General features: G+C 71.5%; 14 protein-coding genes. 4 read left to right on the forward strand and 10 right to left on the reverse strand.

Translation table 11 applies throughout. The features are described 5' to 3' along the window. Nucleotides 1-22: 22 nt before the first annotated feature. Genes FVP77_RS12850 through FVP77_RS12860 form a run of 3 tightly spaced genes read right to left on the reverse strand, consistent with a single transcriptional unit; the run spans nucleotide 23 to nucleotide 2,982 of the window. Nucleotides 23-1,144, reverse strand: a complete 1,122-nt coding sequence (locus FVP77_RS12850) for an FAD-dependent oxidoreductase (RefSeq protein ID WP_147894979.1) — start codon at nucleotides 1,142-1,144, stop codon at nucleotides 23-25. Beyond that, nucleotides 1,137-1,829, reverse strand: coding sequence for a methyltransferase domain-containing protein (locus tag FVP77_RS12855; protein WP_147894980.1), 693 nt, complete (start codon nucleotides 1,827-1,829; stop codon nucleotides 1,137-1,139). The genes FVP77_RS12850 and FVP77_RS12855 overlap by 8 nt, the downstream gene beginning before the upstream one ends. 7 nt (nucleotides 1,830-1,836) lie before the next feature. Further along, nucleotides 1,837-2,982, reverse strand: coding sequence for a type III polyketide synthase (locus FVP77_RS12860; RefSeq protein WP_147894981.1), 1,146 nt, complete (start codon nucleotides 2,980-2,982; stop codon nucleotides 1,837-1,839). Between the two features lie 114 nt (nucleotides 2,983-3,096). Between FVP77_RS12860 and FVP77_RS12865 the strand changes: the two genes are divergently transcribed. Beyond that, nucleotides 3,097-3,834: a DUF1345 domain-containing protein gene (locus tag FVP77_RS12865; RefSeq protein ID WP_187266934.1), complete on the forward strand. Its 738-nt coding sequence runs from the start codon at nucleotides 3,097-3,099 to the stop codon at nucleotides 3,832-3,834. A 16-nt stretch (nucleotides 3,835-3,850) separates the two neighbouring features. On the opposite strand, the gene FVP77_RS12870 is transcribed toward FVP77_RS12865, so the two are convergent. Then, nucleotides 3,851-4,534 carry a hypothetical protein gene (locus FVP77_RS12870; RefSeq protein WP_147894983.1) on the reverse strand — a complete coding sequence of 228 codons (684 nt, stop codon included), beginning with the start codon at nucleotides 4,532-4,534 and terminating at the stop codon, nucleotides 3,851-3,853. Between the two features lie 99 nt (nucleotides 4,535-4,633). Between FVP77_RS12870 and FVP77_RS12875 the strand changes: the two genes are divergently transcribed. Both FVP77_RS12875 and FVP77_RS12880 read left to right on the forward strand, forming a co-directional pair. Beyond that, entirely contained in the window at nucleotides 4,634-5,413 is a 780-nt protein-coding gene (locus FVP77_RS12875) for an alpha/beta fold hydrolase (protein WP_147894984.1), read from the forward strand. 49 nt (nucleotides 5,414-5,462) lie between these two features. Continuing rightward, nucleotides 5,463-5,840: a VOC family protein gene (locus FVP77_RS12880; protein WP_147894985.1), complete on the forward strand. Its 378-nt coding sequence runs from the start codon at nucleotides 5,463-5,465 to the stop codon at nucleotides 5,838-5,840. Nucleotides 5,841-5,851: 11 nt separating this feature from the next. Here FVP77_RS12880 and FVP77_RS12885 read toward each other — a convergent pair whose 3' ends face one another. Further along, a complete protein-coding gene (locus tag FVP77_RS12885) occupies nucleotides 5,852-7,216 on the reverse strand; it encodes a glucose-6-phosphate dehydrogenase (RefSeq protein ID WP_147894986.1) in 1,365 nt (454 codons plus the stop codon). A 67-nt stretch (nucleotides 7,217-7,283) separates the two neighbouring features. Here FVP77_RS12885 and FVP77_RS12890 point away from each other — a divergent pair, with 67 nt between their 5' ends. Further along, the gene (locus FVP77_RS12890) at nucleotides 7,284-9,047 is read left to right on the forward strand and encodes a glycoside hydrolase family 15 protein (RefSeq protein ID WP_147894987.1); all 1,764 of its coding nucleotides are present in this window, start codon (nucleotides 7,284-7,286) and stop codon (nucleotides 9,045-9,047) included. Nucleotide 9,048: 1 nt separating this feature from the next. Here FVP77_RS12890 and FVP77_RS16945 read toward each other — a convergent pair whose 3' ends face one another. From FVP77_RS16945 to FVP77_RS12910, 5 genes are all read right to left on the reverse strand, one after another. Then, nucleotides 9,049-10,173 carry an ABC transporter permease gene (locus tag FVP77_RS16945; RefSeq protein ID WP_222707735.1) on the reverse strand — a complete coding sequence of 375 codons (1,125 nt, stop codon included), beginning with the start codon at nucleotides 10,171-10,173 and terminating at the stop codon, nucleotides 9,049-9,051. After that, nucleotides 10,170-11,051: an ABC transporter ATP-binding protein gene (locus tag FVP77_RS16950; RefSeq protein WP_222707736.1), complete on the reverse strand. Its 882-nt coding sequence runs from the start codon at nucleotides 11,049-11,051 to the stop codon at nucleotides 10,170-10,172. The genes FVP77_RS16945 and FVP77_RS16950 overlap by 4 nt, the downstream gene beginning before the upstream one ends. 123 nt (nucleotides 11,052-11,174) lie before the next feature. Further along, nucleotides 11,175-11,645: a DUF3237 domain-containing protein gene (locus tag FVP77_RS12900; RefSeq protein WP_147894988.1), complete on the reverse strand. Its 471-nt coding sequence runs from the start codon at nucleotides 11,643-11,645 to the stop codon at nucleotides 11,175-11,177. Between the two features lie 20 nt (nucleotides 11,646-11,665). Continuing rightward, nucleotides 11,666-12,334: a response regulator gene (locus tag FVP77_RS12905; RefSeq protein WP_147894989.1), complete on the reverse strand. Its 669-nt coding sequence runs from the start codon at nucleotides 12,332-12,334 to the stop codon at nucleotides 11,666-11,668. Continuing rightward, nucleotides 12,327-13,583, reverse strand: coding sequence for a sensor histidine kinase (locus FVP77_RS12910; protein ID WP_147894990.1), 1,257 nt, complete (start codon nucleotides 13,581-13,583; stop codon nucleotides 12,327-12,329). The genes FVP77_RS12905 and FVP77_RS12910 overlap by 8 nt, the downstream gene beginning before the upstream one ends. Nucleotides 13,584-13,618: the final 35 nt, after the last annotated feature.

Raw genomic sequence — 13,618 nt, forward strand, 5'->3', positions numbered from 1 at the left:
TCTCGCGGGCGAGGGGCGCCCGTCAGGCCGCGCGGTCGAGGCCCATCGCGTAGGCGTGGGCGACGACGCGGCCCGCAGGGGTGCCGAGCGCGACGCGCAGCGCCGCCCGGCGGAGTGCATCGCCGATCGGGCCGAGGGGCCGGCCGAGCGACGTGTTCATCGCGGCGAGCCGGGCCGCCGTGCGCGCCGAGGCGATGCGACCGCGCTCCCAGCGGGTCAGGTCGGAGTCGGGGCGGCGGCCGGTGCGCACCCACTCGGTCACGAGGGGCGCCAGCGTGGCCGCGTCGAGGAGGCCGAGATTCATGCCCTGACCGCCGATCGGGCTGACCTCGTGCGCGGTGTCGCCGATGACCACGAGCCCGCCGTGGACGAGCCCGGATGCGACGGCCCGGCGCACGCGGAAGGCCGACGCGGACGCGAGTTCGGCGGCGGCGTCGCTCTCGCCGCGCCTTTCCAGCGCGACCCGAAGGCGCTCGGTGCGTGCGGTGGGGTCGTCGTCATCGCCGGCATCCCACGCGACGAACCGTCGCCGCCCGCCCGGCAGGGGGAACGACTCGAGCACGCCGCCGTCGTCGAGGTGCACGACCGCCACCGGCCCGCCCGGGGCGGTGAGATCGGCCATGAGGTAGCGATCGGGGTACTCGCGCACTCCCACTCCGTGGTCGCGGAAGACGAGGCCGCGCGACCCGACGCCGGCGGCCACCACCGCTACGCGGGCGAGCAGAGGGTCGGTGCCGTTCGCGAACACGCGCGCCCGGCCGCCCTCCGGGCGCACGGCCGTCACGTCGACGCCCCGGCGGACGGCGGGTGCGTCGACGGCGAGCACCGCCTCCGTCGCGGACTGGGGCAGGGTGGCCACGAACGGGAACCGCGTGGGGAGTCGGTCGAAGCGCACCTCGCCGAGGAGTCGGCCCCGCGATCGCGCTTCGCCGCGCTCCACGCGCAGCGCGTCCGCCAGCAGCCGTTCGGTGACCCCGGATGCTTCGAGAGCCGCGAGCACCGGGGCGTGCAGGCCGATCGCCCGCGAACCGGGAGAGGCTTCGGGCCGTCTTTCGAGCACCACCACGTCGAGACCGGCGCGATGCAGGCGCCCGGCCAGCAGCATCCCCACCGGCCCGGCACCGACGATCACGACGTCATGCACGCCCCGCTCCCGTCGCGAGCAGACGGAACGGCGCGGGTCGGTCGACGCGCCACGGTTTTCCGAGGGCTTCGGCGAGTTCGGCGGCGCGGTAGCTCCGGCGGATCGACCGGAGCCCGTCGGTGTGCAGGAAGGTGCCGGGCGCGAGGGGCGCGACCCCGACCCCGTAGAGCGCGTAGGCGAGCCGGCCCCGCTCGATGTCGGCGTGCAGCACCGTGCCGCGCGACAGGGAGAGGGAATCGTCGGCGAAACGGGTCAGCGCCGCGGGGGAGAGGTGGTGCAGCACGTGGTTCGATACGACGACGTCGAAGGTCTCGCCCGCCGCGAGCAGTTCGGTCGAGTCGGCGCGCACGAAACGGATGCTGCTCGAGCTCCGCCCGCGCGCGGCATCGTATGCCCGCGGGTCAGGATCGGCTCCGGTCCACTCGACGGCGAGTCCGTCCTTCCGGGTGAGGGCGTCGAGCCGGGCGACGAGGTCGCCGCCGCCGGAGCCCAGATCGAGCACCCGCGCGGGTCGGCCCATGCTCCTCAGGTACGGCCGCAGGCGTGTCCGGTACACGCCGCCCCAGCCGGCGACGAGCCGGTTGACGGTGTCGAACCGACGGTAGGTGGCGGCGAGGCGCACCGGATCGCAGTCGGGGTCGTCCATGATCTCGGTGAGATCGACCGCACGTTCGCGCATGCTCATCGCGCGGTCAGCGACCGGTCGCGCCCGAGACCAGGTCGCGGACGGTGTCGGCGGGTGTCGCGACGCCGCGCACCGACATCCGCGCGGCCTCGATCGTGAGTCCGGGTCCGAAGGCGAGCACGGCGAGCCGTTCGCCCTCGTGCCGGTCGTGCTCGAGCATGCGTCGAAGGACGAAGAGGATCGTCGCGCTCGACATGTTGCCGTACTCGCGCAGCACGTCGCGGGAGTCGGCGAGAGCGGCCGGGCCGAGACCGAGGCCGTCTTCAACCCGGTCGAGGATGCTGCGGCCTCCCGGGTGCACCGCCCAGGCGTCGACGGCCGCGGTGCCGCCGAAGAGGTCGAGGGCGACCGCCTCGATCTCGCGCCCGATGATGCGCGGCACCTGGGCGGTGAGGGTCATCTCGAACCCCTCGTCGCCGACGGTCCACACCATGTCCTTCTCGCCGTCGTCGGTGAGCCGGGTGCCGAACCCGTCGAGGTCGAGGCGTCGGCCGACACGTCGGGCGGGATCGGCGCTGACGACTGCCGCGGCCGCACCGTCGGCGAAGACCGATGCCGCGACGATCTGCTCGGGATCATCCGAACTGCGGATGTGCAGAGAGCACAGTTCCGCGCACACCACGAGCACGACCGCCTCCGGCTGCGCCGCAGCCATCCGGGCAGCGGCACGGAGGCCCGGGATGGCCGCCGCGCAGCCGATGAATCCGAGGTGGTAGCGCTCCGTCGAGGGCGAGAGTCCGAGGTCGCGCACGAGCAGGAAGTCGGGGCCGGGCGCGAACATCCCCGTGCACGACACGGTGATGACGTGCGTGACCTCTTCCGGCGCGACGCCGGAGCGGGCCAGCGCGTCGCGGGCGGCCTCCGCGAACAGCGCCGGCACCGCACGGCGGTACTCGGCGTTGCGCTCGCCGGTCGACGGTACGCGCAGCACCGGGGTGCCGTCGCGAAGCGCCAGGCCCGACGCCGCGCCGCCGCCGAGTTCGCCGAGCACCGTGTAGCGCGTCTCGATCGCGGCAGCGTCGAAGGCCGCGCCGAGCAAGCGGCGCGCGCGTCGGTCGATGGCGGGCTGCTCCGCTAGGAGGTCGCGCACGTCATCCTGTCGCAGACGCGTGGCGGGCACCGCGGTGCCGATCCCCAGGATGCTGGCAGTCATGCTTCACCATAGGCACACCACGGTGCTCCGGGGCCGACCTGGCGGAGCGACTTCTCGGCGTCTATGGTGCGTGCGCCGTTGCCCCGCCTCCCGGCCCGGCCGTACCCTGCCAGCATGAGCACGCACGAGACGGCGTCGTCCCGGGGTTCGGAGACGACCGCGGCGGTGCCCCGCGCCGCTTTCGACGTCACCCGTCTCGCCCTGGCGTCGGGAGCGGGCGCGGTGTCGGCGGCGATCACGGCCGTCATCATCCTGGTCGCGCGTGACGGCGATGCCAGCTCCGACATGGCGGCGACGTGCCTGTTCGCCTTCTCGGCCGCGTGGTCGATCGCCTACCTCGTGCACACGCTCCGGCTGTTCGGCCGGCTTCCCGCAGACCGGCTCCGGCAGGTGCTGCGGGACTCCACCCCGCGGGGACGCTTCGGCAGCCTCGGGGCGATCATCTCCGGCACCGGGCCCACGATCGCCGTGCAGTGGTCCCTGATCGCGGTCGCCGCGGTGCTGGCCTTCACGGTGTGGCCGTCGCTGCTGAAGGAACCGGTGACCGTGGTCTTCAGCATCCTGGTCGTCGCGGCCTCCTGGGCGGTGACCATCGTCGCCTACGGGGTGCACTACGCGCGCTTCGATGCCGAGACCGAGGGGCTCGACTTCCCCGACGGCAAGGCCGCCCGCCTCTTCATCGACTACCTCTACCTCGCCGTCCAGGTGCAGACGACGTTCTCCACCTCCGACATATCGCTGAAGTCGTCGGCGGCGCGGAGCCTCGTCACGGGGCACACGCTCGTGTCGTTCGCCTTCAACACCGTCATCATCGCGATGCTCATCACCGTGCTGTTCCTCGGCAACAGCTGACGCGAGGCGGGCCGGTTCAGCGGCGGACGTCGAACGCCAGCTCGATGAGGGGGAGTTCGTCGCGGGGCACGACGGCGGTGAGCACTCCGCCGTCGGGGAGTGCCGCTCCGACCGCGTAGACGAAGGGATCGGTGTCGATCTCGATGCCGGGGAGGTCGCTCCCCTCGACGCGGACGGTGACGCCGTCACGCACGGCGGACGTTCCCGGGAAGGCCGGCGAGTCCCACTCGTGAAGGTCGATGCCCGCCGGCTCGCGGAAGTGGTTCATGAGGATGTGCCGCGCGTGGTCCATCAGCAACGCGCCGGGCGTCGTCCGCTCGGATGTCTCGGCGTGCCACGAGGTGCGCACGGCCTCCCACAGTCGTGGATAGCGCATGCGCTCGACCTGCGCGATCAACCACGCGGGCCGTGGCCACGGCGGAACGGTATCGAGGGAGCGCCGCGTGTGGTCGTCGAGGTCGGCGAGGTTCACCGGATCCGCCCGGTCGTCGGGATTGCGCCACAGCATGTAGCCCACGCTCACCGACATCGCGACCATCGTGTCGCCCTGCTGCTGAACCATCAGCGCGAGGCTGTCATCGTCTTCGAGGGACGGCTGCGGAATGAAGCCGCGCACGGGAACGGGCAATTCCTTCGCCCGCTCGGCCTGATCGAGCCGAGGGTCGGGGGCGTCTTCGGGAAGCACTCCGGCGAACTGCATGCTGTCGAGTGTGACGGCACGATCGAAGGGCGGCAAGAGTGGGCGGATGCTGCGCCGTCACCCCTTGACCGCGCGCGCGGCGGTTGATTCGATCAGGACATGCCCATCGTCGAGTCCGCGGATGGAACGCCGATCCATGTCGAGTCGACCGGCGACGGCCCGGCCGTCGTGGTCGTGAACGGCGCGTTCTCGACGGCGGCCGACGCCTCCGGGATCGCCGACGCGCTCGTCCGTGCGGGGTTCACCGCCGTCCTCTACGATCGCCGAGCGCGCGCCGGCAGCGGCGACACCCGCCCTTTCGCACCTGAGCGCGAGGCCGACGACCTCGCCGCGGTGATCGCCGGCGTGGGCGGGGCGGCGGCCGTCCTCGGCCACTCCTCGGGCGCCGTGCTCGCCCTGTTCGCGGCCTCGCTGGGCGTGCCGACCGGAACCCTCGTCCTCTCCGAACCGCCGTTCCACTTCGGTCAGGACGATCCGCCGTCCGACCTGCCCGAGCGTCTGCAGCTGGCGGTGGACGAGGGGCGCGAAGCCGACGCGGTGACGACGTTTCAGACCGAAGGCATAGGGCTGCCCCCGGCGATGGTCGAGCAGATCCGGTCGAGCCCGATGTTCGCCGGCCTCGTCGCGCTGGCGCAGTCGACCGTGTACGACGCGACTCTCACCCGACAGATCTCGACCCCCACGGCGGCGATGCGCGAGGTCGGCGTGCCCGTGGTCGTGCTCACCGGCACCGATACCTTCCCCTTCCTCCACGCGGCGTCGGAGCGCCTCGCCGAGGAGGTGTCCGGTGCGGTGTTCGTCGAGGTCCCCGAGTCGGTGCAGCACCGGCTCGATCCCGAGGCGACCTCGCGGGTCGTCGCCGCGCACCTGCGCCCGTGATGCCGCGGCCCCGCAGCATCCGCTCAACGAACTCAATGAAGGAGACGACATGTTCACCACAGACAGGGCTTTCAGCGGATTCTCCGTCGATGACATCGACGCTGCGCGATCGTTCTATCGCGACATCCTCGGACTCGAGACCGTCGATGACGAGATGGGCTTCTTCAGCCTGAGGCTCGCGTCGGGTGCCTCCGTGTTCGTCTATCCGAAGCCGAACCACGAGCCCGCGAGCTTCACGATCCTGAACTTCCCGACCGACGACGTCGAGGCGGCGGTCGACGAGCTGAACGCGCGCGGGGTGACGACAAAGATCTACCGCGACGACGAGATCGCGACCGACGAGAAGGGCATCCAGCGCGGCCGGGGTCCGACGATCGCGTGGTTCCGCGACCCGGCCGGCAACGTGCTCTCGGTTCTCGACGCCTGAGCCGCCTCCCGTCAGAGCGTCGGCCAGCCCTCCGGGGCGATGGAGCCCGCGGGGTACTCGTCGAGCGGTACCTTGCCCGCCCGCCACGCGTCGAGCACGGGCTGCACGATACGCCAGCACTGCTCGGCCGCGTCGCCTCGCACCGACAGCATGGCGTCGCCGTCGAGGATCCCGGAGAGCACCTCGGCGTACGCGACGCGGCCGCCTTCTCCGAGGTCGGCCTGGAGGGACACGCGTTCGAGCACGAGCGGGTCGGCGCCACCGTTGACGTTGAGGCCGAGTGACATCGTGTCGGGGCTGAGAGAGAATCGCAGTTCGGTGGGGGCCGTCTCGCCCGTGAAGCCCTGCGGCATGTGGCGCACGGGCTGGAAGGTCACGATCACCTCGGCATCCTTGTCAGCGAGCGCCTTGCCGGAGCGCAGCGTGATCGGGACGCCCTGCCAGCGCGCGGTGCGGATCTCCACCGTCATCTCGGCGAGGGTCTCGGTGTCGCGTGAGGGGTCGACGCCCTTCTCGTCCACGTACGAGGGGTACTCGCGACCATCGACGGTGCCGGCGGTGTAGCGAGCGCGGCGGGACGAGGCGACCGGGTCGTCGCCCAGCACGTGCGTCGCGCGGAGGATCGCCGCGGTCGCGTCCCGCAGGTCGATCTCGTCGAGGGACGACGGCGGCTCCATGGTCACGAACGCCATCACCTGCAGCAGGTGGCTCTGGATCATGTCGATGAGCGCGCCTGCGCGGTCGTAGTACCCGGCGCGACCCTCGAGGCCCAGCGATTCGTCGTACTGGATGACGATCGACGCGATGTCGTCGGCCGACCAGACCGGCTCGATGAGGCGGTTCGCGAACCGCACGCCGAGGAAGTTCAGCACGGTCGAGCGGCCGAGGAAGTGATCGACGCGGAACACCTGGCGCTCCGGCACCAGCTTCGCGAGCACCTCGTTCAGCTCGTGGGCGCTGGCCTCGTCGGTGCCGAAGGGCTTCTCGAGGGCGAGGATCGTGCCTTCGGGGATCTCGACCGATTCGAGCGCCTCGCAGGCCTGCTCCGCTACGGCCGGGGGAACCGCGAAGTACAGAGCGGGGCGCCCCTCGGCGGCGTTTAGCAGCGCCTGCAGGTCGTCGGGCTTCGTGATGTCGGCCTTCGAGTAGGTCGTGGCCGACACCGCGGCGAACGCACCCTTCGCATCGGTCGTCTCGAACGCCTTCTCGACCACCTCGCGCCAGTGCTCATCGGTCCAGTCGTCCATGCCCGCGCCGTGCAGGCGCACCGACCGCTCGGGCTCGCGCACGAGCAGCTGACCGAGCGCGGGGAGCAGAAGCCTCGAGGTGAGGTCGCCCGAGGCGCCGAGGATGATCAGGGTGGTGTCGGCGGTCATGAGCCCCACCCTAGGACTCGCCGGGCGCTCCGGTACGGTCGCGCTCCGGAGTTGACAGAATCATGCCGTGCCCGCAGCTATCGAGGACTACGCACTGCTGAGCGACTGCCGTACGGCGGCCCTGGTCTCGGCGACCGGCAGCATCGATTGGCTGTGCCTGCCCCGCTACGACTCGCCCTCGATCTTCGGCGGCCTGCTCGGCGACGACTCCCACGGGTCGTGGAGCCTGCGCCCGACCGACCCGGCGGCGATCGCCGAGCGTCGATACGACGACGACACCTTCATCCTCGTGACCCGCTGGACGGCGGCGGCGGGGATCGCCGAGGTCTACGAGTTCCTGGCCTACGACGATGCGCGGCACGACCTCGTGCGGCGGGTCATCGGTGTCAGCGGTGCGGTGGAGTTCGAGAGCGTGCTGCGGCTGCGCTTCGATTACGCGCGCGCGCTTCCCTGGGTGCGGCAGATCGGTTCGCCCGACGACCCGGCGCTGCTCGCGATCGCCGGACCTGCCGCCGTCGTCGTGCGCGGCCCGCTGCACACCGCTCACGACCAGGCGCACCGCGCGACGTTCTCCGTGGCTGCCGACGAGTCGGTCGACAGCACCCTCAGCTGGGCCCCGTCGTACGACGACGTTCCCGAGCCCGTCGACGTGGAGGGGGCGTGGGAGCGCACGCGCGAATGGTGGACCGACTGGGCCAGCACCCTGTCGCATGACGGCCCGCACCACGACCTGGTGATCCGCTCGCTCCTGGTGCTGCGAGCGCTGACCCATCGCGACACCGGCGGGATCGTGGCCGCGGCGACGACCTCGCTGCCCGAGCAGGCGGGCGGCCCGCGCAATTGGGACTACCGCTACGTCTGGCTGCGCGACGCCGCTCTCACCCTGCAGGCCTACATCGCCCACGGCTATCTCGCCGCTGCCGCGCGGTGGCGCGAATGGCTGCTGCGTGCGATCGCCGGAGACCCCGCCGACATCCAGATCATGTACGGCATCGCCGGGGAGCGCGACCTCCCCGAGCGCGAGCTGCCGAATTTCCCGGGCTACGAGGGCGCCGCCCCGGTGCGGATCGGCAACGGCGCCGTCGACCAGTGGCAGGCCGACGTGATCGGCGAGGTGATGGTGGCGTTGGATGCTGCGCGCCAGGCCGGACTGAGCGAGACCCCGTTCTCGTGGGCGCTGCAGCGGGCGCTCCTCGCGCAGGCGGCGGAGACGGTGGACGAGCCGGATCAGGGGATCTGGGAGATCCGCGGCGAACCGAGGATGTTCACGCACTCCCGCGTCATGATGTGGGCGGCCTTCGACCGGGGCGTTCGCGCCGTCGAGCAGCACGGCCTCGACGGTGAGGTGGAGGAGTGGCGCGCCCTGCGCGATCGCCTGCGCACAGCGATCGACGCCACCGGTGTCGGCGACGGCGGCTATTTCGTGCAGCACGACGCGACGACCGAGGTCGACGCGTCGCTCCTGCAGCTTCCGCTCGTCGACTTCTGCGCCGCCGACGACCCGCGCATGCTGCGGACGGTGGAGCGCATCGAGGAGACGCTGATGCCCGACGGGTTCGTGCGTCGGTACCGCACGTCATCGGGAGTCGATGGTCTGTCCGGCGACGAGAGCGCGTTCCTCGCGTGCTCGTTCTGGCTCGTGCAGCAGTACGCCGCCTCCGGACGGCGCGAGGACGGCGGGGAGCTGATGACGCGGGTGTGCGAGGCCGCGAACGATCTCGGGTTGCTGTCGGAGGAGTACGACCCTGCGGGGCGTCGCCAGCTCGGCAACACCCCGCAGGCCCTCTCGCATCTCGCACTCGTCGGTGCGGCCGACGCGCTCCACCGCTGAGTCAGCTGCGCAGCGCCTCGGTCAGCTTCACCCGGGCACCCATCCGCAGGAGGGTGTTCTGGTAGATGCGCGCGCCGACCCAGATCGCTGCGGCGCACGTGGCGAGCAGGATGACCAACGACAGCGGCGGCTCCCACCACTGCGCATCGCCGAGGTAGAGACGCAGCGGCATGCCCACCGGTGCGGAGAACGGCACGTACGACATGACGGCGAGCACCACGGGGTTGTCGTTGAAGAAGATGACGAGGAAGTAGGGCGCCATCACGAGCAGCATGAGCGGCGTGGTGGTCGAGCCGATGTCCTCCTGGCGCGACACCATGGCGCCGGCCGCCGCGAACAGGGCGGCCAGCAGCACGAACCCGAAGAGGAAGAAGACCGCGAACCACACCAGCGGTGCGCCGAGTCCGCTGAGCAGCTCGGATTGGCCGGTGACCGCGAGCCCGACGATCGAGATCACGGCCAAGCCGATGATCTGACCCATCGCGAGCACCGTATTGCCGATCACCTTCCCCGCCAGGAGCGATCGCACCGGGATCGCCGAGATGAGGATCTCCACGACGCGGGTCTGCTTCTCTTCGACGACGCTCTGAGAGATCGTCGCGCCGAACGTCGTGGCGGCGGCGAAGAACACGATGCCGAAGCCGATGGCCACGAGGTAGCGCAGGGCGCCGTTGACCGCCTCGGCCGGGTTCAGCAGCTCGACCGACGGGGTCTGGGCGAGCAGGCCCAGCACGTCGCTCGGGGAGCTGTCATCGGCGACGACCTTGTACGAGAAGGCGCCGCCGGAGGCATCGGGCACCAGGGCCGCCTCGACGGTGCCGTCCTGCACGAGGGCGGTCGCCGCATCCGCACTGTCGGCGACGGTCACGTCGAAGCCGTTGATGCCGCTGACGTCGGACTGCGTCTGGCTCGTCACGGCGATCGCGATGCGGTCGTCGCCGGCGTTGTTCGCGGCGATGCCTCCCCAGATGACCGCGGCGAGGGCGACGATCAGGAGGAACGCCGACGAGATGATGAACGACTTGCTGCGGAGCTTCGAGCCGATCTCGCGCTCGGCGACGAGCCAGACGCTCTGGAGCTCACCGGGCTTGGACCGGCGGGTGTTCGCGGGGGCGGAGGTGCTCACTGGATGACCTCCTTGAAGATCTGGGCGAGGGTCGGATGCTGCGGGGCGAAACTGGCGACGTCGCCGCGCTCGACCGCGCGACGCAGCACCCGCTGGGCGTCGGTCTCGGCGGCGTCGAAAAGGGCGTAGCCCCCGTCGAAGTCGACGACGGTGACCCCGGGCTCGTCGCGGATCCACCCGGCGTCTCCCGCGGAGACGAGCTCGAAACGGTGCCCGGCGTGCTCGGCGCGGAGCGCGTCGCGAGCCCCGGCGGCTCGCACGGTGCCGTCGGCGATGATCACGAGGTCGTCGCAGAGACGCTCGACGACGTCGAGCTGGTGCGAAGAGAAGAGCACGGCGGTGCCGGCGGCGGCACGCTCCTGCAGAACGCCCGCGACGACGTCGACGGCGAGCGGGTCGAGGCCCGAGAACGGCTCGTCGAGGATGAGCACCTCGGGGTCGTGCACGAGAGCTGCGGCGATCTGCGCGCGCTGCTGATTGCCGAGCGAGAGCGTCTCCACGTTGTCGCGCAGGCGCTCCGACAGGCCCAGACGATCGAGCAGCGACTCGGCGGCCGTGGTCGCCTCTGCCTTTCCGAAACCGTGGAGTCGGGCGAGGTAGGCGATGTGCTCGCCGACGCGCATCTTCGGATAGAGCCCGCGCTCCTCCGGCATGTAGCCGAAGCGGCGGCGGTCGGCGGCGGTGACGGGCGAACCGTCGAGGGCGACGCGACCGCCGTCCTTCGCGAGCACGCCCAGCGCGATGCGCATGGTCGTGGTCTTGCCGGCGCCGTTCCCGCCGACGAAGCCCGTCAGGCGTCCTTGGGTGACGGTGAACGTCACGTCGTCGAGCACGCGGCGACCGCCGTAGCTCTTGGTGATGCCGGTCAGTTCGAGCACGGCTCCTCCTCCTCCTCCTCCGGCACCCGTGGCGGGCACCCGAGAACGACGTTACGCACGCGGCTTCCGCGCGGCATCCGCCCCCGGGAGGGTTGGGCCTCTCCCCCTGACGGGGGAGGGCGGTCAGTCGATGACGAACACGTTCAGACGGACCGCGGCGGGGAGGCGCTCGCCGGTGCCGACGAGGAGCCGTGTGTTCATCCATTCCCACCGGCCGGCCGGTGCGGTGATCCGAGGGTGCGAGCGGAAGTAGATCAGCGACGGATCGACCATTTCGCCGCGCGCGAGGCGGTCGAGGTTCGCCGGGGTGCCCGACCGCAGGCCTCGGTTCTCGACGAAGAGCCGGTCGCCGTCGGTCGTCTCCAGCCCGTAGGTGGCGCGGAGCACCTGGCGTCCGTCGGCGTGGAGCACCTGCGAGTCGATCCCACCCGGCAGAACGTGGGCCTCGAGCTCGGGTCCGCGGGCAGTGCCGCCGAGGATGGGGACGATGCGGCGGTGTTCGCCGGCGACGACGCCGAGATCGACCGGGTCGCCCACCTCGACCTCGAGGCGTGCGAGGAAGGTGAGGGACGGAGCCTGCGGCGTTGCGGTCACGCGGCGATCGTACCGCCGGGTCAGGTGAGGCCGTGGCGGTGCGCGAGCACGACCGCCTGCACCCGGTCGCGGGCCCCGAGCTTCTGCAGCACGTTGGACACGTGCGTCTTGACCGTCGCGTCGCCGATGAAGAGGCGGGCGGCGATCTCGGCGTTGCTGAGCGCCTCGGCCATCAGACGCAGCACCTCGGCCTCCCGCTCGGTGAGGCTCGTGCTCGCCGGGTGCGGAGTCGGTGCGGCGGAGACCGCGGGCTCGGCGTCGGGTCCGGCGAAGCGGGCGATGACGCGCCGGGTGACCTCGGGTGCGAGCAGCGCGTCGCCGCCCGCGATCACGCGCACCGCCGAGACGAGCTCCTCCGGGCCCGCGTTCTTCAGGAGGAACCCGCTCGCTCCGGCCGAGAGCGCCTCGAAGAGGTAGTCGTCGCGATCGAAGGTGGTGACGATGAGCACGGCGGCCTCGACCGCGGGATCCGAGACGATCCGTCGCGTGGCCTCCAGGCCGTCCATACCGGGCATCTGCACATCCATGCAGATGACGTCGGGGTGGAGGGCGGATGCGGCGGACACGGCCTCCGCACCGTTGGCGGCTTCGCCGACGACCTCGATGTCGTCTTGGAGCGAGAGGATCGTGCGGAAGCCCGCGCGCATCATCGCGTGGTCGTCGACGAGAAGCACGCGGATGTCAGACATGGGCGGCCGCCTTCGTCGTCAGGGGTACGCGGACGCGCACGAGGTATCCGCCGCGGGAGCGGGGGCCGATCTCGATCGCCCCGCCCGACACCGCGGCGCGCTCGCGCATGCCCAGCTGTCCGAGGCCCGGTGCGCCGGATCCGACCCGTCCGGTGTTGGACACCTCGAGCTCGACGGACTCGTCGGTGTAGCGCAGGCGGACCTCGGCGGAGGCGTGCGGTCCGCCGTGCCGGCGGGCGTTCGTGAGGGCCTCCTGGGCGATCCGGTAGAGGTTGACCTGTACGAGACCGGGCACCTCGCGCTCCTCGCCCACGACGAGGAACGTGGTCGGCATGCCCGCCGCCCTCGTCGCCTCCACGAGATCGGTCACCGCGTCGAGGCCGCGGGTGGTCGGAGCGGTGTCGGGCTCGGGGTCGCTGCCGTCGGGCGTCCGCAGGGTGGCGAGCAGCTGTCGAAGCTCGGCGAGCGACTGGCGAGCCGACGACTCGACGCCCTCGAGGATCTCGCGGGCGTGGTCGGGGTCCTTCGGCATGACCGAGCGCGCGGCCCCCGCCTGCACGCCCATGAGCGAGACATGGTGGGCCACCACGTCGTGCAGCTCGCGGGCGATCCGAACCCGGTCGAGGGCCACGGCCTGGGCCGCGGTGACCTCCCGCTCCCGCTCGAGCTCGGCGGTGCGCTCCTCGAGGGCCGCACGTTCGCGCATCTGCTGGTGGGAGCGCTCGCCGAAGTAGTAGGCGCCGCCGAAGTAGAGGGCGTTGAGCAGGAACGTCAGCAGCGTGTAGGCGACGTAGGGGGAGAACGCACCCGCGCGTGAGAACGCCTCCTCGGTCGCGCCCGGCACCGGTCCTGTCGCGTCGATGAGCATGACGATCGTGAGCCACAGGAACATGCCCGCGATGATCGCGACCCGCACGATGGTCGCGCGACGCCTGCTCGTCGACCATGCCCCCACGGTGTACAGCGCGATGAACATCGCGACGTTGCCGGCGTAGATCTCGGGGATGCGGATCGTCACCGCGACGAAATAGGCGACGGAGACGACGACGGCGACGGTCGCCGGCCAGCGCCGCCGGAAGGCGAGCGGAACCGCCAGCACGACGACGTAAGCGACCGTGAGGGGCATCGCGGCCTGGCCGTCGCCGTACATCCCGGCGACGGCCGAGAGTGCGGCGCTGATCAGCGCGCCGACGAAGACGACGACGGCCAGGACGACGTCGGCGCGCCGCTGCGCGGGGGTGGGGATCATCCCCTCACGTTACGAGACGGGGCGGCTGCGCAGCA

Source organism: Microbacterium hatanonis, from assembly GCF_008017415.1.
GTDB classification, from domain to species: domain Bacteria; phylum Actinomycetota; class Actinomycetes; order Actinomycetales; family Microbacteriaceae; genus Microbacterium; species Microbacterium hatanonis.

Excerpts from the sequence above, each read along its gene's own strand:
- FVP77_RS12860 (WP_147894981.1), bottom strand. The coding sequence starts at position 2,982 with ATGACTGCCAGCATCCTGGGGATCGGCACCGCGGTGCCCGCCACGCGT.
- FVP77_RS12910 (WP_147894990.1), bottom strand. The coding sequence starts at position 13,583 with ATGATCCCCACCCCCGCGCAGCGGCGCGCCGACGTCGTCCTGGCCGTC.
- FVP77_RS12905 (WP_147894989.1), bottom strand. The coding sequence starts at position 12,334 with ATGTCTGACATCCGCGTGCTTCTCGTCGACGACCACGCGATGATGCGC.
- FVP77_RS12870 (WP_147894983.1), bottom strand. The coding sequence starts at position 4,534 with ATGCAGTTCGCCGGAGTGCTTCCCGAAGACGCCCCCGACCCTCGGCTC.
- FVP77_RS12865 (WP_187266934.1), top strand. The coding sequence starts at position 3,097 with ATGAGCACGCACGAGACGGCGTCGTCCCGGGGTTCGGAGACGACCGCG.
- FVP77_RS12880 (WP_147894985.1), top strand. The coding sequence starts at position 5,463 with ATGTTCACCACAGACAGGGCTTTCAGCGGATTCTCCGTCGATGACATC.
- FVP77_RS12875 (WP_147894984.1), top strand. The coding sequence starts at position 4,634 with ATGCCCATCGTCGAGTCCGCGGATGGAACGCCGATCCATGTCGAGTCG.
- FVP77_RS12885 (WP_147894986.1), bottom strand. The coding sequence starts at position 7,216 with ATGACCGCCGACACCACCCTGATCATCCTCGGCGCCTCGGGCGACCTC.
- FVP77_RS12855 (WP_147894980.1), bottom strand. The coding sequence starts at position 1,829 with ATGAGCATGCGCGAACGTGCGGTCGATCTCACCGAGATCATGGACGAC.